General features: G+C 44.3%; 25 protein-coding genes. 12 read left to right on the forward strand and 13 right to left on the reverse strand.

The genetic code is table 11. The features are described from left to right. Positions 1-10 precede the first annotated feature (10 nt). The 8 genes from B5E53_RS20165 to B5E53_RS13895 all read left to right on the forward strand — a co-directional run bounded on the left by B5E53_RS20165 (position 11) and on the right by B5E53_RS13895 (position 7,632). A complete protein-coding gene (locus B5E53_RS20165; RefSeq protein ID WP_343215661.1) occupies positions 11-544 on the forward strand; it encodes a sugar ABC transporter permease in 534 nt (177 codons plus the stop codon). Positions 545-558: 14 nt separating this feature from the next. Beyond that, on the forward strand, positions 559-1,410 hold the full coding sequence (locus tag B5E53_RS13865) for a carbohydrate ABC transporter permease (RefSeq protein WP_087316123.1): 852 nt from the start codon (positions 559-561) through the stop codon (positions 1,408-1,410). Positions 1,411-1,414: 4 nt separating this feature from the next. Continuing rightward, entirely contained in the window at positions 1,415-2,950 is a 1,536-nt protein-coding gene (locus B5E53_RS13870; RefSeq protein ID WP_140401502.1) for a biotin/lipoyl-binding protein, read from the forward strand. Position 2,951: 1 nt separating this feature from the next. Then, entirely contained in the window at positions 2,952-4,046 is a 1,095-nt protein-coding gene (locus B5E53_RS13875; RefSeq protein ID WP_087316056.1) for an ABC transporter permease, read from the forward strand. A gap of 236 nt (positions 4,047-4,282) precedes the next feature. After that, positions 4,283-4,663 carry a diacylglycerol kinase family protein gene (locus B5E53_RS13880; RefSeq protein WP_087316058.1) on the forward strand — a complete coding sequence of 127 codons (381 nt, stop codon included), beginning with the start codon at positions 4,283-4,285 and terminating at the stop codon, positions 4,661-4,663. A 28-nt stretch (positions 4,664-4,691) separates the two neighbouring features. After that, the gene (locus tag B5E53_RS13885; protein WP_087281014.1) at positions 4,692-5,054 is read left to right on the forward strand and encodes a hypothetical protein; all 363 of its coding nucleotides are present in this window, start codon (positions 4,692-4,694) and stop codon (positions 5,052-5,054) included. 24 nt (positions 5,055-5,078) lie between these two features. After that, positions 5,079-6,677, forward strand: a complete 1,599-nt coding sequence (locus B5E53_RS13890; RefSeq protein ID WP_242963736.1) for an AarF/UbiB family protein — start codon at positions 5,079-5,081, stop codon at positions 6,675-6,677. Positions 6,678-6,765: 88 nt separating this feature from the next. Then, positions 6,766-7,632: a nitroreductase family protein gene (locus B5E53_RS13895; RefSeq protein WP_242963738.1), complete on the forward strand. Its 867-nt coding sequence runs from the start codon at positions 6,766-6,768 to the stop codon at positions 7,630-7,632. 248 nt (positions 7,633-7,880) lie between these two features. On the opposite strand, the gene B5E53_RS13900 is transcribed toward B5E53_RS13895, so the two are convergent. Then, on the reverse strand, positions 7,881-9,275 hold the full coding sequence (locus tag B5E53_RS13900) for a family 10 glycosylhydrolase (protein WP_162611924.1): 1,395 nt from the start codon (positions 9,273-9,275) through the stop codon (positions 7,881-7,883). A gap of 313 nt (positions 9,276-9,588) precedes the next feature. Between B5E53_RS13900 and B5E53_RS13905 the strand changes: the two genes are divergently transcribed. The 3 genes from B5E53_RS13905 (at position 9,589) to B5E53_RS13915 (ending at position 12,340) form a co-directional block, all read left to right on the forward strand. Then, entirely contained in the window at positions 9,589-10,326 is a 738-nt protein-coding gene (locus B5E53_RS13905; protein WP_087316127.1) for an ATP-binding protein, read from the forward strand. A 266-nt stretch (positions 10,327-10,592) separates the two neighbouring features. Beyond that, positions 10,593-11,684, forward strand: a complete 1,092-nt coding sequence (locus B5E53_RS13910) for a tyrosine-type recombinase/integrase (RefSeq protein ID WP_087316063.1) — start codon at positions 10,593-10,595, stop codon at positions 11,682-11,684. Beyond that, on the forward strand, positions 11,681-12,340 hold the full coding sequence (locus B5E53_RS13915; protein WP_087316065.1) for a Crp/Fnr family transcriptional regulator: 660 nt from the start codon (positions 11,681-11,683) through the stop codon (positions 12,338-12,340). The genes B5E53_RS13910 and B5E53_RS13915 overlap by 4 nt, the downstream gene beginning before the upstream one ends. 75 nt (positions 12,341-12,415) lie before the next feature. Here the strand turns inward: B5E53_RS13915 and B5E53_RS13920 are convergent, their stop codons facing one another. The 11 genes from B5E53_RS13920 to B5E53_RS13970 form a co-directional block, all read right to left on the reverse strand. Next, a complete protein-coding gene (locus B5E53_RS13920) occupies positions 12,416-14,113 on the reverse strand; it encodes a CoA-disulfide reductase (RefSeq protein ID WP_087316067.1) in 1,698 nt (565 codons plus the stop codon). Position 14,114: 1 nt separating this feature from the next. Next, on the reverse strand, positions 14,115-14,435 hold the full coding sequence (locus B5E53_RS13925; protein WP_087316069.1) for a rhodanese-like domain-containing protein: 321 nt from the start codon (positions 14,433-14,435) through the stop codon (positions 14,115-14,117). A 31-nt stretch (positions 14,436-14,466) separates the two neighbouring features. Further along, positions 14,467-14,772 (reverse strand): thioredoxin, encoded by a 306-nt coding sequence (trxA, locus tag B5E53_RS13930; protein WP_087316072.1) that lies wholly within the window; start codon positions 14,770-14,772, stop codon positions 14,467-14,469. 584 nt (positions 14,773-15,356) lie between these two features. Then, complete coding sequence (locus B5E53_RS13940; protein ID WP_087316076.1) at positions 15,357-15,722, reverse strand: hypothetical protein; 366 nt, start codon at positions 15,720-15,722, stop codon at positions 15,357-15,359. Next, positions 15,719-16,324: an iron-containing alcohol dehydrogenase gene (locus tag B5E53_RS13945; RefSeq protein ID WP_087316078.1), complete on the reverse strand. Its 606-nt coding sequence runs from the start codon at positions 16,322-16,324 to the stop codon at positions 15,719-15,721. Before B5E53_RS13945 ends, B5E53_RS13940 begins: the two co-directional genes overlap by 4 nt. A gap of 211 nt (positions 16,325-16,535) precedes the next feature. Beyond that, positions 16,536-17,369, reverse strand: coding sequence for an SDR family oxidoreductase (locus B5E53_RS13950; protein ID WP_087316080.1), 834 nt, complete (start codon positions 17,367-17,369; stop codon positions 16,536-16,538). Positions 17,370-17,411: 42 nt separating this feature from the next. Next, complete coding sequence (locus B5E53_RS13955) at positions 17,412-17,867, reverse strand: aldo/keto reductase (protein WP_242963740.1); 456 nt, start codon at positions 17,865-17,867, stop codon at positions 17,412-17,414. Beyond that, positions 17,837-18,046 (reverse strand): hypothetical protein, encoded by a 210-nt coding sequence (locus tag B5E53_RS19815; RefSeq protein ID WP_242963741.1) that lies wholly within the window; start codon positions 18,044-18,046, stop codon positions 17,837-17,839. The genes B5E53_RS13955 and B5E53_RS19815 overlap by 31 nt, the downstream gene beginning before the upstream one ends. Before the next feature lie 37 nt (positions 18,047-18,083). Beyond that, a complete protein-coding gene (locus B5E53_RS19980) occupies positions 18,084-18,215 on the reverse strand; it encodes a hypothetical protein (protein ID WP_275532687.1) in 132 nt (43 codons plus the stop codon). 406 nt (positions 18,216-18,621) lie between these two features. Next, positions 18,622-19,527: a hypothetical protein gene (locus tag B5E53_RS13965; protein WP_140401503.1), complete on the reverse strand. Its 906-nt coding sequence runs from the start codon at positions 19,525-19,527 to the stop codon at positions 18,622-18,624. A gap of 530 nt (positions 19,528-20,057) precedes the next feature. After that, the gene (locus tag B5E53_RS13970) at positions 20,058-20,471 is read right to left on the reverse strand and encodes a LysM peptidoglycan-binding domain-containing protein (RefSeq protein WP_087316084.1); all 414 of its coding nucleotides are present in this window, start codon (positions 20,469-20,471) and stop codon (positions 20,058-20,060) included. 261 nt (positions 20,472-20,732) lie between these two features. Between B5E53_RS13970 and lexA the strand changes: the two genes are divergently transcribed. Next, entirely contained in the window at positions 20,733-21,359 is a 627-nt protein-coding gene (gene lexA / locus B5E53_RS13975; RefSeq protein WP_087316086.1) for a transcriptional repressor LexA, read from the forward strand. A gap of 265 nt (positions 21,360-21,624) precedes the next feature. Here the strand turns inward: lexA and B5E53_RS19315 are convergent, their stop codons facing one another. Next, positions 21,625-21,975, reverse strand: coding sequence for a hypothetical protein (locus B5E53_RS19315; RefSeq protein WP_162611922.1), 351 nt, complete (start codon positions 21,973-21,975; stop codon positions 21,625-21,627). Positions 21,976-22,008 lie beyond the last annotated feature (33 nt).

Below are 22,008 nucleotides of genomic sequence, written 5' to 3' on the forward strand. Positions count from 1 at the left end.
CCTGATCCCCATGGCGATTCCCGTATCATCCATTGTGCTTTTATGGAAATATTTTTTCCATGGACAAGGTCTGCTCAACGGTTTTCTTCATCTTTTTGGAATCTCCGGAGCAGACTGGATGAATACAAAGTATTCTTTTTGGATTCTTGTATTTACCTATCTGTGGAAAAACATCGGATATGATGTCATATTGTGGCTGGCAGGACTTTCCGCCATTCCGGAGAGTATTTATGAGGCTGCCCGTGTGGATGGGGCGGGTGAGCGGGAATGTCTGTTTTATATCACCCTGCCTAATCTGCTGCCGTCCTTTTTTACCATCACGGTGCTTTCTCTGCTGAATTCTTTCAAGGTATTCCGGGAGGCATATCTCATCGGCGGCAGCTACCCGGAAGAGCACATGTATCTTTTGCAGCATGTTTTTCAAAACTGGTTCCGGGATTTATCCCTGGACAAACTGTCCGCAGCGGCGGTTCTGGTATTTTTCATTATTTTCGTACTGATTTTGTTGCTGAAAAACAGACTGCAGAAGGAAGACAATATATGAAGGAGGCTATTGCCATGGGAAATTGGATTCGCAGCCATATGCTTTTATTTTTTCTTGGAATCTTTGCTTTGCTCACCTGTTATCCGATTCTTTTTTTGTTCGGCGCTTCGCTCATGGGAAACCCGGAGATCGGACAGGTACTGGGGGCGATTCTCGGGGAGCGCACCGGCTTTGTCCGTCTGGTTCTGATTCCTTTATATCCGACTTTGCGGTCATATGTTGAAATTCTTCTGGATACGCCGGAATTTTTCATCATGTTCTGGAATTCCGTGAAAATTACCGGAGGGATTCTTTTGGGACAGCTGCTGGTAGGAGTTCCGGCGGCCTGGGCCTTTGCCCGCTACCGGTTTCCATGCCATAATCTGCTCTTTACCCTGTATATGGTGCTGATGCTGATGCCCTTTCAGGTTACCATGCTGTCCAATTACCTGGTTCTGAACGGAATGGGTCTCATGGATACGCAGCTTTCCATCATTCTGCCGGGTATTTTTTCCACATTTCCGGTATTTCTTCTTTACCGTTTTTTCTCCTCCATTCCGGTGGAAATTCTGGAATCTGCGAGGATCGACGGAGCGGGGGAGTTGCAGATTTTTTTGCAGTTCGGTCTTCCCCTGGGCAGCGCCGGTATTATCTCCCAGGCGGTGCTCGGTTTTCTGGAATACTGGAATCTGGTGGAACAGCCGCTGACATTCTTAAAAGATCAGCGGCTGTGGCCGTTGTCTTTATTTCTGCCGGATATTACCCTGTCCAATGCCGGTATGGCGGTGACGGCGTCTGTCATCACACTGCTTCCGGCTCTGCTGGTCTTTCTAGCGGGACAGAATCATCTGGAACAGGGCATTGCCGCTTCCGGTCTGAAAGGATGAAATTATGACAGAACATAGAAGAGGGGGATTTCTAAAGATCATGAAAAAGAACCGGAATATCCAAAAAAGCCGCGATCTCCGAACATCTTTATCCGGCATACAGCATCGTCTCAAAGCGATTCTGGAATTTCAGTGGCAGACCGAGCAGTCCCTGCGCAGCCGTGCTATCCGGCTGCTGGCAGTTTTCCTTGCCGTTATGGTATTATTTACATTTTTATCCCGCTGGGCGGACAGTGTCACGGTGCCGAGGGTACAGGTGGACGCGCCGGCGGCCCGGGTCATCGAACATAGAATTTCCGCCGCCGGGACCGCCATACAGAACCGGGAAACTGCTGTGTCGGTGGAGTCCGGATTGCAGGTGGAATCTGTATATGTCAATGTGGGAGATACTGTAAAAAAAGATGACGTGCTGTTAAAAATTAATCTGGAACAGCTCCAGGAGAAGATTGACGAGGTGGAAAAGGAGATAAAATCTCTGCAGCTCAGCAATGACGCTCTGGATTATAACAGAAATCTGCAGGAAGACAGCAGAAGCAAATCCATTCGTCAGGCAGAGAAAAACTATGTTGACGCCAAGAGCGCCGGCTCCGACACTGTATCGGCGGCAAAGAAAGAACTGGAAAAAGCCAGAAAGGATTTGCGGCAGGCTAAAAAAGATAAGAAAAAAGCAAATAGAAAAGGAAAACAATCGGATACCGACAACATTGAGAGCCTGAAAAGCCTGGTGGAACAAAAAGAACAAGCTTATGAGGACGCCAAAAATAGTCAGAAAAGCGCGCTCAGTGAAGCGCAGCAGGCCATCGACGAGGCAAAAAAGCCGCTGGAAAAGGATAACACTGGCGCCATCAACGATCTGTCCATAGACACTTATGAAAAAAATCTTAGCAAGTTGAATAAAATAAAGGAGGCAAAAGGGCAGATCAAAGCGGACAATGACGGAGTCATCACCAATGTGGCGGTGACAGCCGGCAGTATGACTACAGAGGAAGCAGTCATGCGCATGGCGGATCTGAGTGCCGGTATACGGTTTACAGCTCAGTTTTCCAAAGAAGATGAAAAATATCTGACGGACAATGCGGAAATCTCCCTGTCTTTAGATGGAGAGACTCCGGTAGCAGAGGGGCTGTCCCTGGAATCCGTGACGGAAAGCGGAGCGGATGGGGAAACCACGGCGGGTACTGATTCTCTGGACGCTTCAGTACTGCTCACCGGCGACGCTCTCACGAACAGCGGATTATCCATCGGGCAGACGGCCATCATGATTGTCACCCAGAAGTCAGAAAAATATGCCTCCACCATTCCTCTTTCCGCTTTGCGGGAAGAAAATAATAAAGAATATATTCTGACGGTGGAGAAAAGAGAATCTGTTCTGGGAGAGGAATGGTTTGCCCAGCGGACAGAAGTCACCGTCCTTGATAAAAATGAAACTTACGCAGCCATAAAGGAAGGGGTCATCAATGCAGACAGTACCATCATCATTTCTTCCAGCAGATCCGTCGAGGACGGCGACCGGGTCAGGGAGGAAGAAGAGACTTCGTAGTATGTTTATGACAGCGCTGTCCATCGTCTTATTTGTCCTGGCAAGAATTGCCGCCGCCGGACTGTCTCCGACCGCCGATGCAGAGATTCTCCTGGCGGGAGACACTGTCACGGGAGACGCCGCCGAAGAGATGCGGATGCTGGAAAAGCAGCAGGACTCGCCGCTTCTTTTCACTCTCTGGGAGGAAGAAAAAGACGCACTGGTGGAAAATACAGCGTGGGACCGGCAGGAAAATGTATCCGTTCTTTTGCTGAATGGAGATTCAGATCTGCTTTTTGACGGACCGGTGCTGAAAAAGGACGATACCGGCGGCTGCCTCATTGACGCTCTCACAGCGGAAACCCTGTTCGGGAGCCGGAACGTTGTCAACAGTGAACTTCAGTACAATGGAGAGACTTTCACCATCCGCGGAATTCTTCCGGAGGATACGCCGGTACTTGTGGTGCAGGAGGCTGTTTTTGACCATGACTCCGCTGGAAACGGAGTATCTTTTGAAAATGGAGTCGCTGGAGGCGGCAGCAGCGCCGTCGCCTTTCATCATATTTCCCTGCGGTTTCCATCGGAAGGAAGCAACGGTAAAAAGCAGCAGGGCAGCTCCAGTCAAATAGAGGAATTTATGGTCCGACATGGGATTACGGGAGAGATCAGTCGCCAGAAAGGGATATCCGATCTGGCAGCGGCATTCAGTTTTTTGCTGCCGGTGGTGCTATGGAGCAGCCTGCTGGGACAAACGTTTTCTCTGATGAGAAAAAACCGGCGATATCCGGTCCGGGTTCTGCTGGCTGCGCTGCTGTTGTTGTGCCTTGTGTGGCTGTTTTTCTTTCTGACGGGAATTCATCCGCAGATTCCGGAAGATATGATCCCCACCCGCTGGTCGGACTTTTCCTTCTGGAGCCGCTGGGCGGAGAAACAGACGGAGGACTTCACTACATTTCTGTCAGGAGAAAAAAGCCCTATGGCTCTGCATCGACTCAGGCTCATGGGAACTGCCGCGGCTGCCGGAAGCGGGGCTGTCATTTGTTATTTTTTCAGCAGTTTGAGATGTGCTTTGTTTTTTAAAATAACTGAAAAAAGTACAAAAAATAAAAAGAAATAGCCCAAATCAGGAAGTAAAATTGTGTTACTAATTTGTTACTAAATGGTATCATTTTGGGCAATCTTGCTTCGCTTTATATACTGAATTTTCCGCATAAATACGTGTTTTTTAGATGTGCACAAACTGTCTAATTTGTGGTATAATATACAATATAATAATTAAAAAATTGTGCGGTTTTCTCAAAGACCCGGTCAGATTACACTGATTTGAAAACCGCGCCAAAGCAGGTGATTCATATGTCAGACAGAAAAAAGGCTCCGCTCTATAAAAGCTTTTCTTATGCATTTGAGGGAATATTTACATGTATAAGAAAAGAAAGAAATATCAAGATACATTGTGTCTTCATGTTTCTTGTCATAGCAGCGGGGCTTGTTTTACATTTATCCGTGACGGAATGGTGCATCTGTCTCGTTCTGTTCGGATTGATCCTGTCTTTGGAACTTGTCAATACAGCGGTGGAATCTGTGGTGGATCTGGTCACAGAGGAGAGAAAGCCTCTGGCCAAGGTCGCCAAAGATACGGCGGCAGGGGCGGTTCTCATATCCGCCATCATGGCGGCTATCATCGGATGTGTGATTTTTGTTCCAAAGATTCTTGATTTTATCGGTATTTTTTAAGTTCATTTTATAATAAGGAGGAGTCACTATGGAATTAGGCGAAAACATCAGAAAATTATTACTGGCAGGTATCGGTTCTGCAGCGATGACCGCGGAAAAATCAAAAGAGATTCTTGACGATTTGGTAAAAAAGGGAGAGCTTACCGTGGAGCAGGGAAAGGTTCTCAATCAGGAGCTGCGCCACGATATTCGCGAAAAAATGAAATCTAATGTCAATGTTTCTGTAAAACCTTCTTCTCCTGAAGAATTAAAGGATTTGATCGATAAAATGACGCCGGAACAGCTGGCTGCGCTAAAAGAACAGATTGCCAGGGCGGAGGGAGAAGAGATGGATGAGGATTCTTCTGACGGCTGTAATACCTCATCCAGTGAGGATGTGGTGGAAGAGTAGATGCAGGAGAATACAGCAGATCCTATGGAAAACAATGCCTCAGACAACAGTACTTCTGACAATTACCGGGGAAGACTGAAAGAGATGACAGCGGTGCTTAGGAAGAATTCAATCACCCGGGGTATTACTCCGGAAAAGCTGCGGCAGATACTGGAAGATCTGGGACCGACTTATATTAAGCTGGGGCAGATTATGTCCAGCCGTTCCGATATTCTTCCACAGAAGTACTGTGACGAACTGATGAGACTTCGTTCTGAAGTTCCTCCTATGCCGTTTTCACAGGTAGAAGAGGTCATCAACGCCTCTTTCGGCTATTCCTGGCGTCAGATTTTTTCAGATATTGAGATGACGCCTCTGGGTTCCGCTTCCATCGCGCAGGTGCACCGTGCCACGTTAAAGAACGGAGATGAGGTTGTCATAAAGGTACAGCGACAGGGCATTTATGAAACTATGTCCAGAGATATCGGACTTTTACGGCGGGCAGTCAAACTTCTGCCTCCGGTAGCCATTAAAGATCTGGTGGATCTGGATTTAGTCCTCACGGAACTTTGGCGGGTAACCCAGGAAGAGATGAATTTTCTCATGGAAGCCGCCAATATGGAAGAATTCGCGGATAAAAATGACGACGTGGTTTTTGTGGAGGTTCCCCGCCTTTACAGGGAATATACCACTACTCAGGTTCTTGTGATGGAATATGTGAATGGCTTTGCCATTGATGATAAAGCTAATCTGCTGGCAAACGGATATGATTTAAACGAAGTGGGAACTAAGTTTGTCGATAATTTTGTCAAACAGGTCATTGACGATGGCTTTTTTCACGCAGATCCTCATCCGGGGAATGTGATGGTCCGCGGCGGGAAAATTGTCTGGATGGACATGGGCATGATGGGACGCCTTACAGACCGCGACCGTGAATTCATCAGCCGGGCTGTGGAAGGTGTCGCCTTAAACGATATCGGCATGATTCAGGACTGTGTCCTTGCTATCGGAGATTTTCGGGGCAAACCGGATCAGAGTCAGCTTTATGACGATCTGCAGGCACTGATGGCAAAATACGGCACCGCTGACATGGGAAGTATTGATATCGCAGATCTGGTAAAAAGTCTCATGGAAACCATGAAAAATAATCAGATTGTCATGCCTCACGGTTTGACGCTGCTTGCCAGAGGTCTTACCCACGTGGAGGGTATCCTTGCCTCCATCAGCCCCGATATTAATATGGTACAGATTGCTTCTGCGCGCATAAAAGACCAGTTTTTTCAGGAAGAGAATCTGAAAAAAGAAGTGAAGGGAACTGTAAGGAGTATTGTCCGTTCCCTGCGCCGCGCCATAGATATTCCTTCCCTGGCCGCCGATATCCTTCAGGGGCACATGAAGGGACAGACAAAGGTTAATCTGGAATTGCATGTGTCGGATGATCTGTCACAACTTTTACGGCGGCTGATCCGCAATATCGTCATGGGGCTTTGGGTCATGGCGCTGCTGATCAGTTCCAGTATTATCTGTACGACAGACATGACCCCCAAAATATTGGGGATACCGGCCCTTGGCGCTTTGGGATATCTGATTGCTTTTGTGATTGTCATGTATGTTTTTCTCAAACATTTTTTCTCAAGAAAATAGATACCTGCACTTCTTTGTGCTATAATAGGGAAGAATATCAAAACGCTATATGCTATGACAATTAAAAAGAAAGAGGAGGAATCTGTAAATGGATTACAAAAATATTATTTTAAATAAATATTCTGTGAGGGATTATAAGGAAAAGAAAGTAGATGCGAAGATTATCAAAGAACTTTCGCAGTATGCAAACACCTGCCCGAAATTGGTCGATGATATCGAGATGGATATTCGCATCATGGACAATGATGTGGTTTACCGTCAGCTTGACGGTTTTGCCGGTTATCATGGCATTTTGATCAATGCGCCGCATTATATTATTTTATTATCCGAAAATAAGGAGCACTATCTGGAAAATGCAGGATATGTTGGAGAGAGCATTTCCATGAAGGCGTCAGAGCTGGGCGTCGATTCCTGCTGGATTACTTTTACAAGCAGCGAAAAAGTGATACACCGGCTGAATATAGTCACAAATAAAGAGGTTGTGGGTATCCTGACTATCGGATACGGCAAGAAAAAGGCGCCGATCACCCTGGGAGCCTTGAAGACCGGCGACAATTATTCCCAGGCAGATATGCGCAAAAAAGAAAGCAGTCAGTCAAAAGTTCTGCCTCTGCAGGAAATGGTCTACATCGACAAATGGGGAGAAGGCGCCGATGTAAATACATTATTGGAACGAGCGTTGTATGAACCGATGGACTGTGTAAGAAAAGCGCCGTCTACCATGAACCGTCAGCCGTGGAGATTTTTGATAGACGGTGGAAAAATTGTCCTGCTCATGCGCAAAGACAACGATGTCAGTGAATATGAAGAACGGATAGACGCAGGTATAGCAATGCTGTACTTTGAAGATGTCATTGGGCAAACCCTCTGTAAAATCCAGTGGAAACTGGGACCGGTAGATAATATTTACGGAATTCCGGATGAATATGTAATCGTAGCTTCCTGTGAAGCTTAAGTTTTAGAATATAAAAAGGAACATCTGCACAGAAGGGTGGATGTTTCTTTTTATTTAATATGAAAGAGAGCCCGGCTCAACTATTCGCAAAACACAACTTTAACGCAGAGTTGCGTCTGTTTTCCAGAATTTTATCATTATATCTGTTAATCTGGGTCAAATCTGATTTGATTCTGGATCATACACATTTTTTGTTATAGATGGTTCTTTTTTCATGTTTTCTTTTGTGTTTCATATTCTTCTGTTTTTCAATTCTCTGCTGTTTTATGTATATTCTTCAACTCTCCGGCAATCTCTTTCAGAATTTTTTTTCGGCTTGCGGCGAATTCATTGGAATCAAAATCATAGATCTTATTGTCCACATCCAGATACTGATAGCTGAAAAAACAATATCCACTGACGGCTTTCTCTTTTTGAAGCTGTGTCAGCTCTTTTGCGATCAATCCGGCATCCTGGAGCTCCTCATAATCGCTCTGCCCGTCATCGCCGGTGCCCATGCGGTACAGCTGCAGCCCCGCCATCAATTTTACGCTGGAATCTTCTGTGAGCGCTATCCATTCTTTCAGAGTTTTGTCAAATGGCGCCTCCTCATTGGTATAACCCCAGTATATCTGCGGCATCAGATAATCCACATATCCTTCACTCTTCACCCAGGTGTCTACATCTACGTAGTATTGCAAGTCGCTTCTCAGGTTAGAAAGATTACCCGCAGGACTGATGCCAAAAGAAACATCAGGATCGATACTCTTTATAGTCTGGTATAAAGCAGATACTAAAGTATTCACATTCTTCCGTCGCCAATCGGCCAGAGATGTATTTTTTTCAATGGTGCCATCGGAAAGTCCTTTCTGATATTCCAGAGAATCAAAAGCCGAATCCACATTGGCCTCGTTGAATGTCGGATAAAAATAATCGTCCATGTGGATCCCGTCCACCTCATAATTTTCCACGATTTCTTTCACGCCATTTATGATAAGTTCCTGTGCTTCCTCTGAGGACGGATTATAGTAAAGGGCATCGTCGTAGCTTAACACATTGCGGGTTTTATCGCTGGAAAGTGCCCATATTTTCGCTGGATTATCCTCGGACAGTTCATCGAGATCATTTCCCGATGACACCCGGTAAGGATTGATCCACGCTTCAATACGGAATCCTTTTTTATGGGCCAGCTCTACCATCACAGACAACGGATCATATCCGGGATCCTCTCCCTGGGTCCCCGAGATGCAGGCTGCCCACGGAAAATACCCGGATCTATACAGAGCATCCCCGAAGGGACGAACCTGTACGATAATCCGGTTAAAACCACATTTTTTGCTGCGGTATAAAATATGGCGAAAGAACTTGCGAAAGCTTTTTTCAGTAGGATCTGTCACAGAACGGCGGTAGGCATTAAATTCCAGATAGCTGAGCCAGACTGCCCGATATGTATTGTTCTCTCCGTCTTTCGCCTGCTGGCTCTCTTCCTCTCCCGCCCCATTTTTCGCTGCGTTCTCCTGCTGTCCCGATGGGTGTTCAAAAAGAAACTGATAGAATTCTGACAGGCCAAAATTTTCAGTTTTTTTCTGCAGAAACGCATAGGAAAACAGCAGCAGAATGGTCAGGATGATGACAAGAATCAGATTCTGTACAAAATGTTTCATGTTGCCTCCTTTTTGCTGATTCTTCTGCATATTATAGCATGATTTCTATACAAAAACAAAAATGAAATGTGGGAAAACGTCCACATATTGTTTATGAGGATACCGGAATTTCTCCTTAAATTTCTTTTCAGAAAATCTTATGTATTGAATTTAAAAATAATACATGCTATCATCTTAACAGTTTCGCCATGAAGCTTTCTGCAGCAGGTATCCGGTGTTTGATCCGGATGTTTCTCGTTCTTAATCAGGCAGTGCTTTCATGGTATATTTTTTGACTGTCATGGATGAAAGGAAGAAAGGAATTGATATAAGAATGAAATTACAGCAATTATTAAGTTATACAAGAAAAGCCATTGATGAATATGGAATGATTGAAGAAAATGATAAAATCGCTGTGGGAATCTCCGGCGGTAAGGACAGCCTGACTCTCCTCTACGCTCTCGCCCATCTTCGTTATTTTTACCCGAAAAAGTTCGATATTGTTGCTGTCACAGTGGATCTGGGATTTAAGAATCTGAATTTAGAGAAAATCCAGGAACTCTGCGATCAGCTGAAGGTAGAATATCAGATCATCAAAACGGATATCGCGGAGATTGTGTTCGATGTGAGGGAGGAAAGCAATCCATGTTCTCTCTGTGCTAAAATGCGCAAAGGAGCTCTGAATGAGACAGTGAAAAAAATGGGATGCAACAAGGTAGCTTATGCCCATCACAAAGATGATATCATCGAAACTATGATGATGTCTCTCATTTATGAAGGACGGCTTCACACCTTCTCTCCTGTCACTTACCTGGACCGCACCGGTCTCACATTGATCCGTCCGCTGATGTTTCTTTATGAGGGAGATGTGAAAGGCTTTGTGGAAGCCAATGAACTTCCCGTGGTAAAGAGTCCCTGCCCGGTGGACGGCATTACCAAAAGGGAATACGCCAAGAATCTGATCAATCAGATTAATCATGAGAACCCGGGAGCGAAGGCACGTATGTTCCGCGCTATTATAAATGGTTTAATCAATCCGAAATGTCCACCGGTTTCCGGGAAAGATAAATAATATTCCTTAAAATATCTGACATCATATTGTTGTTCATAGAGATAACAAATATTTGTCAGATATTTCTCTTTTTATTTCCATAAACTGCTCACAATTTCATCAAAATAAATCTACAATTATATGATTCTTCTTCTTTTTTGCATAGAATTTATTATATTAGTAAATTTATTTTTGTTATTTATATAAATAACATTTACTTTTTCTTCCTAAAATGCTATACTAATGAAAATAAACCTTATGTTACAGACCGTTAAGGAGGTGAAAAAATGCAGGGAGCTACGTATTCTGATCAGATTAATATTGAAAATGAAAAACGGCTGCGTAAGCTCTGCCGGGAGCTTCCTGACTTCTGCCGGGAATTTTTCCGGGGAATTGAACCGACCACCTCTTCCCGGACCAGGATTGCTTACGGCTATGATCTTCGTATCTTCTTTCGTTTTCTGGAAGAAGAATATCCGGATCTGGAGGACGGTCCTGTGAAGTCCTGGCCGGTGACCGTTCTTGATAAGATTACCCTCACACAACTGGAGGAATATCTGGATTATATAAAGCTTTACGAAGATCCCGACAACAAAATCCACACCAACGAAGAACGGGGAAGAATGCGAAAGGCAGCCAGCATCCGTTCTTTTTATAAATTTTTTTATCGTAAACAGAAAATAAAAAATAACCCTGCCAGTCTTCTCAATCTGCCGAAAAAGCATGAACAGGCTATTATCCGTCTGGAAGTGGACGAGATTGCCAAGCTCCTGGATTCTGTGGAAAACGGGGACAAGCTTACAAAAACGCAGCAGAAATATCACAACAAAACAAAATCCAGAGATCTTGCCATGCTCACTCTCCTGCTGGGCACCGGGATCCGTGTCTCTGAGTGCGTCGGTCTGGATATTCAGGATTTGGATTTTGAGACCAACGGTATGAAGATACACCGCAAAGGCGGTGCTGAAGTGATTTTATATTTCGGCGATGAAGTTCGGGAAGCACTCCTCGATTATCTCGATGAACGGGAATTGATCACAGCCAAAGAAGGCTCTGAAGACGCCCTCTTTTTATCCATGCAGAGAAACCGGATCAGCGTTCGTGCTGTGGAAAATCTGGTAAAAAAATATTCCCGTACGGTAACCACTTTGAAAAACATCACACCGCATAAGCTGCGAAGCACCTATGGTACGCAGCTTTACAAAGAAACCGGTGATATCTATCTGGTGGCGGATGTTCTGGGGCATAAAGATGTCAATACAACCAGAAAACATTACGCAGCCATCGAGGATGAACGCCGACGCCGGGCGGCGGGTAAAGTGAAACTGCGGGAAACCGGAAACAGTGCAAAGGATCATCATTTGGGAGAAGGAATATGAATATTTCAGAATTTTTTCCTTTCTGGAAGGAGCTGACATCTAAGCAGCAGCAGATGCTGACGGATTCCGCCAGAAACCGGGAAGTAAAAAAAGGAACTGTAGTCTATAATGGTTCCAGCGATTGTCTGGGACTTCTGCTGGTTTCCTCCGGCCAGCTGAGGGCTTACATCCTCTCAGAGGAAGGCAGAGAAATAACCATCTACCGGCTTTTTGACCGGGACACCTGTATGTTTTCAGCATCTTGTATGCTGCAGAATCTTCAATTTGATCTTACCATTGAGGCGGAAAAAGACAGTAGTCTGTGGGTGATCCCGCCTGATGTATTTCAGACTCTGATGAACGAATCCCTCCCCGTTTCAAATTTTGTGAATCAGGTGATTGCCGGTCGATTTTCTGAAGTTATGTGGCTCATAGAACAGATTCTGTGGAAAAGTTTTGACAAGAGACTGGCTGCTTTTCTTCTGGAGGAAAGCAATATTGAAGAAAGTGATACCATAAAAATGACCCATGAGAAAATTGCCAACCATCTGGGAACTGCCAGAGAGGTAGTCACCCGCATGCTGCGGTATTTTCAGAACGAAAATATACTTTCGTTAAGCAGAGGGACCATAGAGATTCTGGACAGGAAACGTCTGCTTGCTATGGCAGAAAAATAATATAAACCCCGTCAGTCTGATTATTCTATAAAAGAAATCACACTGATGGGGTTTTGTAATTATCGATAAAATACTTTATTTATCCATGCCGCATGGATAGGATTGTTTTGCCACACAGCAATCTTTATAAATGGTCTCATAAAGACGATATCCGCCGGAGAAATTATAACAGTCAAAACCATTCTGCATTAAAATTCGGCAGGCAAGATAGCTGCGCAGGCCGCTCTGACACATCACATAAACCGGAAGCCCTTTTCTGATCTCTGATATCCGGTCTCTGAGTTCATCCAACGGGATGTTAACAAAACCGTTGATATGGCCTCGCTCGTATTCTTCCGGCGTCCGGGCATCCAGAAGAACCACGCTGTCGTCATCCGGAAGTTCTCCCACTTCATTCCAGAAGAACTGTTTTAATGTTCCCTTTTCAATATTGTCGATCATGAATCCTGCCATATTCACCGGATCCTTTGCGGAAGAATACGGCGGTGCATAGGCCAGATCCAGATCTTTGAGTTCCAGAGCGGACATGCCGGCATTCATTGCCGTTGCAAGAACATCGATGCGTTTATCCACACCATCATAGCCGATGATCTGTGCTCCCAGCAGTCTGTAAGAACCTTTCTCAAACAAAACTTTCATGGTCATCATGGTACCGCCCGGATAATAGGATGCATGGCTGGACGGGGATAAATATACTTTGTCACAGTCAATACCGGATTTTTTCGCAGCTTGTTCATTAAGACCCGTGGTTGCCACTGTCATATCAAATATTTTGATGACGGAAGATCCCTGGGAGCCTTTATAAGCGCTGTCCCCGCCACAGATATTATCCGCGGCAATTCTGCCCTGTTTGTTGGCAGGACCTGCCAGGGAAATCAGGGCCTGCTGTCCGGTCACCATATGATGCACTTCCACGGCATCGCCCACGGCATAGATATCCGGCACAGAAGTCTCCATGTGGTCATTGACCACAATACTGTTCTTAATTCCAAGTTTCAGACCGACATCTTTGGCCAGATGAGTATCCGGAGCCACTCCAATGGCCAGGATGACCATATCTGCCTTCAGCGGATCGACATCTTTTAAGAGCACCTTGAGACTGTCGCTGTCTTTTTCAAATCCTTCTACGGAATGCCCCAGCATCAGATGGATCCCTTTTTCCCTGAGCTTCGCATGGACAAAGGTCGCCATTTCATAATCCAGCGGATTCAGAACCTGATTCGGCCGCTGCACGATTGTCACATCCATACCCAGTTCCCGCAGATTCTCCGCCACCTCAAGGCCGATATATCCACCTCCGGCAAGAACTGCGGACTTCGGTTTCTCCTTAACGACAAAATCCCGGATCTTAAGCGTATCTTCAACAGTTCGAAGCGTAAAAAGATGTTCCATGCCGGCACCTGGCAGATTCGGCTGCACCGGTCTTGCTCCCGGAGACAGGAGAAGCTTGTCATAGCTCTCCTCAAAACTCTCGCCGGTTTCCAGATTCTTTACTGTTACGGTTTTTTTATCAGGATGAATCGCCGTCACCTCATGGTGTACACGGACATCGATCCGAAAACGTTCCCGGAAATGTTCCGGAGTCTGAAGCGTCAGCTCTTCTTTATCCTCAATGATTCCTCCAATATAATAAGGAAGACCGCAGTTAGCGTAGGAAACAAATCCCGACCGCTCAAAAATAATGACTTCTGCCTGCTCATTCAGTCTTCGGATACGGGCTGCAGCTGTGGCTCCTCCAGCCACCCCACCGACAATAAGAACCTTTTTACTCATATTACTTCTCCACCTTTCCTCGATAGTTACTTATTCCACCTATATTTTTAACCTCGGTATATCCCATCCGGGAGAGAGCATCCACCGCCTGGCTGCTTCTGGCTCCGCTCTGACAGTAAACAAACAACGGAATGTCATGATTGGAGATACTCTCCGCCACTGCATGAATCTCATGAAGTGGGATATTAATGCTTTTAGGAATATGTCCGGCCTGATACTCTTCTACAGTCCTCACATCCAGAAGAACAGCTCCATCCGTGTGTTCGAACTGTGCAATGCCCTCGTTGATATCTTCTGTTTTAAAAAAATCAAATATGCCCATGATCTTTCCTTTCGTATATGATCTATATCAGTTACAGTAGACTAAGGATCTGCGCCTTCGGTCTGGCTCCCACAGACTGATTGACAATCTGTCCATGCTCCATGACCACCAGCGCCGGAATGCTCATGATCTGGAACTGCGCCGCCAGTTCCGGTTGTTCATCCACGTTGACTTTGCACACCTTGATATCCGGACGCTCATCGGCAATCTCTTCAATGACCGGTGAAACTCTCCGGCACGGTCCGCACCATGCTGCCCAGAAATCAATCAACACCTTTTTGTCGCTGTGAAGTACCTCCTGTTCAAAATTCTGTTTTGTTATATTTAATGCTGCCATATAAATTCCTCCTGTCTGCAGTTTGTTGTTTTCTCTTTGTTGGTGTTATCTTACCACGAAGAGGAACTCTTTTCTGTGATTTTATCACAAAGAGACATTTCAGCACAAGGTCATCCTATAGGATGGAGTACATAAAAAGAAAGGGACAGCTTCCTAAAAAGAAGGTTATTTACCATTTAGGAAGTTGTCCTGCTCTTTTCCTGACTATTGGAGAAGTCCGGTTATAATTTCTACCGTGGAATCTATCCCGTAATACGAACTGCAGATACAAAAATCATAATTTTCGGCCATTCCCCACGTTTTACCAGTTATACTTTTATAATAATTCCTTCGGTTTCTGTCATTTTTGTTGATCATCTTTACAGCCTCAGCTTCTGTAACACTATATTTATCCTTAATTCTCGCAATTTTTTTCTTTTCATCAGCTGTAATAAAAAAGGAAATCCGGTTTTTGTGATCTTTTAATATATAGTCAGCGCATCTGCCTACAATGATACACGGCTCTTTTTCCGCCAGATTTGTTATCCAATCTCATGTCCTCCACTGCCGAATTCTCTTCCTATTGTAATAATCTTTTTCACAGCTTATGCCTCCTTTGTCTTCAATACCTTCATTTCATATATAATGATGACTGCCGCCAATATAAATGCAAGGGCATCCGCCGCCGGTCCGGCCCAGAGTACTCCATCTACACCCAAAAACACTGGAAGCAGTATAGCCAGCGGAATCAGAAAAACAATTTGTCTCGGCAAAGACAATATCAGGGCTTTTACAGGCTTTTCAATCTGCTGCACAAAGATACTGGCCACTGTCTGGAACCCGTTTAAGAAACACAACAGCAGAAAAATCCTGAAACATTTTATTGCAAACTCATTATAAAGATCACTCTCTGCACCGAATAGATTTACGATCCACATAGGCTTAAACTGGAACAGCAAAAAGCCAATCACTGAGACCACCGTGGCCCACGTAATGCAGAATCGGAATCCCACATCAGATTTCCTTTTGCCTGCATATCGTCTATATTTCCAAGCAGCCGTTTCATGTTCACCACTGTATTTTTCATAATAGCAAGTGCTACATCATCGGAAACATTATCCTGATCCGAATTGCCAAAGTAGGTCTCCATGGCATAGCTTAGTGTATCAAAAGCTCCGGAGATTACCTGCATTCTTGGAACAGACGCTGTATAGGATGGATCAAGAATAGCAAATCGTGGGGCTGCTGCCGCCATACCTGCCTTGATCACTTTCTCTTCATTTGTGATGACTGCGCCGCCGTTCATCTCAGCCCCCGTACCGGAAGCTGTGACAATGGCTCCCATGGGCAGGACGTCTGTCGGGAACTGGTGCTCTGTCATCTCCATTTCCCACAGATCTTTGTCTGTCTTCGCCTGGGCGGCCACGATCTTGCAGCAGTCAATAACGGAACCGCCGCCATAGGCCAGAATCACATTTTCACCGTATTCTGAGACAGCATCCGCAAGATGTTCTTTTGCCGAACCTTCTCCGAAATAAACTTTTGTTGCATACTGATAAACAAACTTCTGCATGACAAATCTCTCCTTTTTTCGTTGCTATTCACAGCTAACTTTTTCTGATATAATTATAGAACTGCTTTTTCGCTTATTGAAGAAACAATAAGTTCCGGTGTTTATACCTCAAAGTTTAAACTCACTTCCATACAGTCCCACACTGTGCAGTACAGAAAAAACTGTAACTTATTATTATGTTTGCAAAAAATCGGAACGGGATTGATATTAATTATTCCTCTGGTTTCAGCGGTCCATAGAAATAAGATGCCGTAGCACCGCCATCGATTAAGAAATCTGATCCAGTGATAAAGGCACCCTTATCGCTCATAAGAAGCTCCGCCACATTTGCGACCTCATCCGCAGTTCCCGGACGCCCTGCCGGGCATTTCGCGAACATGTTTTTATAAAAATCGCCGCGCGGTCCGCTAAATTCATCGATTGCCAGAGGTGTCACAATAATTCCCGGAGAGATCGAATTGATCCGGGCGCCTTTCTCACCCCACTTCACGGACTCCGCCATCACACGCTTCTCATTGCAGCGTTTTGCCATCTGATATGCATGCAGCGTATCTTTGATATTCTCCGGCTGAAGGATATCCAGGCTCAGAAGTTCTTCTGTGGGAGTACATGCAAGCTGTTCATCTTCCTCCGGCGTCAGAGCCGGCATCCGGTGTCCGGACTGGCTGGAGATCGTCACCCCAACGCCGCCTTCCTTGATCACCTTTCCCACTTCTTCCAGAAGCACTGCTGTTCCATAGAGATCTACTTTCAGGATTGCTTCAATGGGCGCCTGGCTCGGCGAAACACCGGCCGCATTCACCAGCATGGCGATCTCCCCATACTCCTGCGCTTTTGCGATCAGATTTTTAATGGATTCTCTGGAAGAAAGATCCATTTCCATTGCTTCCACGTCAAATCCTGCATCATTCATAATCTTCGCAATGGCCTGCGCATTCTCCGGTTTCTTATCTCCGATCACGATCTTTTTGCCATATCCCATACGGCGGGCGATAGCCATACCGATCTGACCTGCTCCTGTTAAAATCATTACATCTTTTTTCATGATCCATACACCTCTTTCTTTTTTATAACCGAATAGCAGTCTTTATCTTCCGGTCATTTTCAGCATACTCTCAGAGTACCGCGCTCCATAAACCTCTGTATGATCAAGGATATCCCCCAGCTCTTTCCAGTCTTCGTCTTTCAATTTCACGTAGGCCGCACTCATGTTTTCCTGAAGCCGGTCCTCTGTCTTTGTCCCGGGGATAGGTACGATCCAGGGTTTCCGGTGAAGAAGCCATGACAGCGCAACCTGTGCCGGAGATAATTCATGGGCTTTTGCGAATTCTTTTATTTTGTCCGCCATCGTCTGATTCTTCTCCATGTTCCCGGGCTCATTGAACCGGGGGATTGTATGACGGATATCGTTATCTGCAAAGGACTGATTCTTTTTTACAGTTCCAGTCAGAAATCCTTTTCCCAGAGGGCTGAAAGGTACAAAACCAATCCCCAGTTCCTCCAGCGTCGGGATCAGCTCTTTTTCCGGCTCTCTGTACCACATTGAATATTCACTTTGCACCGCAGTGACCGGGAACATCCTGTGAGCTTGGCGGATCGTCTCAGAAAAGAGACGGCCTCTTTTTTATCCGGAAACGGCGGGTAACTCTGACTCAGTCCCATACATCCCAGCCCGATAGCGGATACTTTAAGGTTTTTCCCAAGAATTCTGGTTTTCATCATCCATTCCTCCATTTTTATACTGAAGCAGTTCCGTATATTACATCATTTTTCTGACCCATGCCTCAACTTTGGACCGGGACTGTGCTGCCTCGGCGCCATGGATGGAAAGCCCACTCTTCACATCTGTGCCTTGGCAGATCTTCTTCAAATCTCTCTCACTTCCGCCCATTCCGCTTCCCCGTCTCCTGCCGTATCTTCTTCGCAATACACCTCACTATTAATCTTTTTTATTTATGCGATTAACGATCACACCCGCCACTACTGCCACAACAGCTACAATAATAATCTTCACACGCATAGTGTTTTCCTCCTGTTCTTCATGATATTTATTTCAACAGCAATACGAGATTTATGGAAACAGTGAAGCTGCACGCTCACAGGTTTCATAAATTTTGTCATACTGCTAGTTAAGGATATACGTCCGATATTTGAAAAATGTTCCATTTGTGTTTTAGTAATATTAATTGTCTATGCTGATTCATAACCTTCTTTAATTTTTGTATTGAAAGCATATAAGGGAATTATTTTAGAATTGTCTTAGAATTGTTTTAAAAACATTAAAAAAAGAACCCCGTCTAGGATTCTTTCTTATTTCTTTTATAAGAATAGTAAATCATGCTGATTCCCAGAAGTGATATCAGGATACATGCCGCCATCCCGGTCATAGCATTCATCTGATTTATGTTCATTGTACTTCTCCCCTGAAAAGATGCAAGCATGGTCATTTGAAGTGTCAATACAGATACCAATGCGTCAGCCACACTTATATTACGAATCGTGATTAAAATAGGCGACTGGAGCTTTCTTACCTTTATCATATTTATCACAGATGTAATTATTTTGTAAAACGTATATGCCGCTATGGTTATAACCATGATTTCCGAATATCTTTTCGCTGTATCCTGCACAATAGTCAGTAAAACAACGCCACTTAAAGCAAGATTTAATAATAAAAGCAAGATACCCTCCGTTTTTATGACCGAAAGTTCCTTTTTTTTGACCAGGCTTTGATCTTCCATCCGTGATATTTTTCTTCCTGTATGCACTGCGTGATAACGCATGATCCCAAGAAGGCTGTAATAAACAGCCATTGTTATAAACCATTCCGATTGATGCATAACCCCAAGCACACCATTATACACTGTGTACGCCACATTGATTATAAATGTCGGCATAGTGGACAGAATGATCCGAAAAGTATAATCATCGAAAAACTTTTCTCCCAGAGGATTCCTTGTTATTGTAGAAACTATTTTTTCAATGACTCCGTTTTTGAGATCCTGAACTAAAAATATACATGCCGTAACCAAAAAAACACCTGCCAGAATATAAACTGCTATACCGGCTATTTGAGGCAGCAATCCACCTCTTGCCTGCACAATAGACAAAACAGAAGCGACCACGGCTCCCGGATAAATCAAAAACTTCTTTTTCTCTTTTTGTTCTTCCTTATCTTTCTCAGGCTCCCTCATCTTTTTCACCTTTCTTTTCACTCTTTATAGCCAGAAAGATTATAAGAGGGGATTGTTTGATTATCGTTTCAAAATTGTTTCTATAATATTAATTTTTACATTAGTTTCCTCATAGCTGATTACCGCCAGGATTCCAAAAAATAAGGCGGATATTTCCACATTTAAAATCTTTATCGGTATTTTTATATATCTCCCTATCGATCCTGGGGTATGCAGACCGTGGTTACTTTTCTGTCATCCATCTCGTTCTTCCCTGCCTTCCTGATCCGGTTCACAACGGATATGTATTTTCAGCGTCTGCGGTTTTTTTCAAAAAAACTCAACTATAGATTCGTAGATATAACTTCATCATTATATCTATCTGCATTTGCAGAGGAATCTTCTCTTTTTGAATATTAAAAATTTTAATAGTAAAAGGGTATGTACTTCTACATTTTGGCCAGTGTACATACCCTTTTTTAACTATCTTTAATCAATAATCGAATAGTATTATAAAATCGTGCTATTTATATTTTCCATATATATTGAACCGGAACAGCTTACTCGTAGTAAGGAACCAACAAGTAATTCCCTGCTGTGATCTTATCGGAACCGAGCTGATTGCACCGCTTTACTTCATGAATATAATCGTAAATATCGTCAAAACCAGGATTCATATTGGCCTTGGCGATACTCCAGAGACTGTCTCCCTTCTCAATCTCAATGACCTTATACTGTATATCACCCAGCTGCTGGTTAGCCTCCACCACCGGAGCGCCTGACGGCACCATGCCGGAAAAGAATCCAAATCCGATAAAGAGAAGCATCACTGAGACTAAAAGAAAAAGAATCAGGCTTCTGCTGCGGAAGCTGGTCTCCTCCCTGACCATCGCACTACCGACTGGTCTTCTGCCCCTGATGTTAGTCTGTCTCTGCTGAATCTTTCTGTTATATGTTCTTGCTCTTCCTTCCATCTCTTATCCCTCCACATTTTTACAGTTGTATATGAACACATATACAAGCAAAACCAAACATATGTTTCAAACATTTGTTTGTATTATATCGAACATACTTTCTATTGTCAACAGATTTCGATGATTTTTTCGAACATATTTTCTTTTTATGCATCAGCGCTAAAAAAAGCGAAAACAGATTCGAAAACACTTGTTTTCTTTTTTGCAAAGTGATAAAATGAAAAGAACAAAACATACGTTTGACTGAAAAGGAGTTGTGATATGAGTTACGGTAAGATTACACCTAAGCAACAGGAGATTCTCGAATTTATCAAAGAATCTATTTTGAACCGTGGTTATCCGCCTGCTGTGCGGGAGATCTGTGAGGCGGTACATCTGAAGTCCACTTCATCTGTCCACTCTCATCTGGAGACCATGGAAAAGAACGGCTACATCCGCCGCGACCCGACGAAGCCGAGGGCTATAGAGATCATTGACGATAATTTTAATCTGACCAGAAGGGAGCTTGTCAATGTGCCGATCGTGGGTACAGTGACTGCCGGTGAACCTATTCTGGCCGTTGAGAATATTGAAGGATATTTTCCGATTTCTCCGGAATTTCTGAAAAATAAGCAGACCTTTATGCTGAAAGTCAAGGGCGAGAGCATGATCAACGCCGGTATTTTCTCCGGTGACTATATTCTGGTGGAGGAGACGCCGACGGCTTCCGATGGCGAGATTGTCGTTGCCCTTGTGGAAGATTCTGTTACGGTGAAGCGTTTTTATAAAGAAGACGACTGTTTTCGCCTGCAGCCGGAAAATGACGCCATGGACCCGATTATTGTCCCTCAGAACACTCCTTTTTCTATCGTAGGAAAGGTAATCGGACTTTTCCGCATATTTAAATAATTCAACAATATCATATCAAAGAGTCCCGCCGCAGGAATTTATCTTATGAGAGCTTCCTTTTCCGGAAACAGTTTTTTCTCATTGGTTCCTGAGGCGGGACCTTTTTATTTCATAGGAAATTGCATTCCTATGAAATAAAAAACGCTCCGCGAGGATTGCACTGCGGCGGATAGGAAGATGCCGCTTTCGCGACCCGCCGCAGGCGGAGAATCCTGCTTTGCAGGATTCTTTCTTATGTTTATTATTTCAGAGCTGACGATCTTACTCAGGTCCGGTGAATGGCTTTCCGACCACAGATCGGGCAGGTTACCTCCACTTTTCCCTTCTTTCTTGGAACACGGATATGCTTTCCACATCCTTTACAGGTGAATATCCGGTATTCTTTTCGCATGGCGAATCTTTTTTTCTGCAGACTGAAAAACTGCAGAAACTGTTGGTTTTCTTTTTGGCGTGCCGGCACATTTTTTGAAAACATGCGGAACAGAGAATATATGATTCCGCACAGAGCCAGCAGATAAAGTAGTGAACTGTTCAATATCACAGAGAGCACGTACACGATGATGGAGACGATAAAAGTTACTCTGCATAATTCATCATTGCCGTTTCTCTGCTGCATAAAATTGGATAATTTCCATCTTAATTTATCTAT

This window comes from Eubacterium sp. An11 (assembly GCF_002161065.1).
Classification (GTDB): Bacteria; Bacillota; Clostridia; order Lachnospirales; family Lachnospiraceae; genus Anaerobutyricum; species Anaerobutyricum faecale.

Excerpts from the sequence above, each read along its gene's own strand:
- B5E53_RS20165 (WP_343215661.1), top strand. The coding sequence starts at position 11 with ATGGCGATTCCCGTATCATCCATTGTGCTTTTATGGAAATATTTTTTC.
- B5E53_RS13865 (WP_087316123.1), top strand. The coding sequence starts at position 559 with ATGGGAAATTGGATTCGCAGCCATATGCTTTTATTTTTTCTTGGAATC.
- B5E53_RS13870 (WP_140401502.1), top strand. The coding sequence starts at position 1,415 with ATGACAGAACATAGAAGAGGGGGATTTCTAAAGATCATGAAAAAGAAC.
- B5E53_RS13875 (WP_087316056.1), top strand. The coding sequence starts at position 2,952 with ATGTTTATGACAGCGCTGTCCATCGTCTTATTTGTCCTGGCAAGAATT.
- B5E53_RS13880 (WP_087316058.1), top strand. The coding sequence starts at position 4,283 with ATGTCAGACAGAAAAAAGGCTCCGCTCTATAAAAGCTTTTCTTATGCA.
- B5E53_RS13885 (WP_087281014.1), top strand. The coding sequence starts at position 4,692 with ATGGAATTAGGCGAAAACATCAGAAAATTATTACTGGCAGGTATCGGT.
- B5E53_RS13890 (WP_242963736.1), top strand. The coding sequence starts at position 5,079 with ATGGAAAACAATGCCTCAGACAACAGTACTTCTGACAATTACCGGGGA.
- B5E53_RS13895 (WP_242963738.1), top strand. The coding sequence starts at position 6,766 with ATGGATTACAAAAATATTATTTTAAATAAATATTCTGTGAGGGATTAT.
- B5E53_RS13900 (WP_162611924.1), bottom strand. The coding sequence starts at position 9,275 with ATGAAACATTTTGTACAGAATCTGATTCTTGTCATCATCCTGACCATT.
- B5E53_RS13905 (WP_087316127.1), top strand. The coding sequence starts at position 9,589 with ATGAAATTACAGCAATTATTAAGTTATACAAGAAAAGCCATTGATGAA.
- B5E53_RS13910 (WP_087316063.1), top strand. The coding sequence starts at position 10,593 with ATGCAGGGAGCTACGTATTCTGATCAGATTAATATTGAAAATGAAAAA.
- B5E53_RS13915 (WP_087316065.1), top strand. The coding sequence starts at position 11,681 with ATGAATATTTCAGAATTTTTTCCTTTCTGGAAGGAGCTGACATCTAAG.
- B5E53_RS13920 (WP_087316067.1), bottom strand. The coding sequence starts at position 14,113 with ATGAGTAAAAAGGTTCTTATTGTCGGTGGGGTGGCTGGAGGAGCCACA.
- B5E53_RS13925 (WP_087316069.1), bottom strand. The coding sequence starts at position 14,435 with ATGGGCATATTTGATTTTTTTAAAACAGAAGATATCAACGAGGGCATT.
- trxA (WP_087316072.1), bottom strand. The coding sequence starts at position 14,772 with ATGGCAGCATTAAATATAACAAAACAGAATTTTGAACAGGAGGTACTT.
- B5E53_RS13945 (WP_087316078.1), bottom strand. The coding sequence starts at position 16,324 with ATGCAGAAGTTTGTTTATCAGTATGCAACAAAAGTTTATTTCGGAGAA.
- B5E53_RS13950 (WP_087316080.1), bottom strand. The coding sequence starts at position 17,369 with ATGAAAAAAGATGTAATGATTTTAACAGGAGCAGGTCAGATCGGTATG.
- B5E53_RS13955 (WP_242963740.1), bottom strand. The coding sequence starts at position 17,867 with ATGTGGTACAGAGAGCCGGAAAAAGAGCTGATCCCGACGCTGGAGGAA.
- B5E53_RS19815 (WP_242963741.1), bottom strand. The coding sequence starts at position 18,046 with ATGATGAAAACCAGAATTCTTGGGAAAAACCTTAAAGTATCCGCTATC.
- B5E53_RS19980 (WP_275532687.1), bottom strand. The coding sequence starts at position 18,215 with ATGGGCGGAAGTGAGAGAGATTTGAAGAAGATCTGCCAAGGCACAGAT.
- B5E53_RS13970 (WP_087316084.1), bottom strand. The coding sequence starts at position 20,471 with ATGGAAGGAAGAGCAAGAACATATAACAGAAAGATTCAGCAGAGACAG.
- lexA (WP_087316086.1), top strand. The coding sequence starts at position 20,733 with ATGAGTTACGGTAAGATTACACCTAAGCAACAGGAGATTCTCGAATTT.
- B5E53_RS19315 (WP_162611922.1), bottom strand. The coding sequence starts at position 21,975 with ATGCAGCAGAGAAACGGCAATGATGAATTATGCAGAGTAACTTTTATC.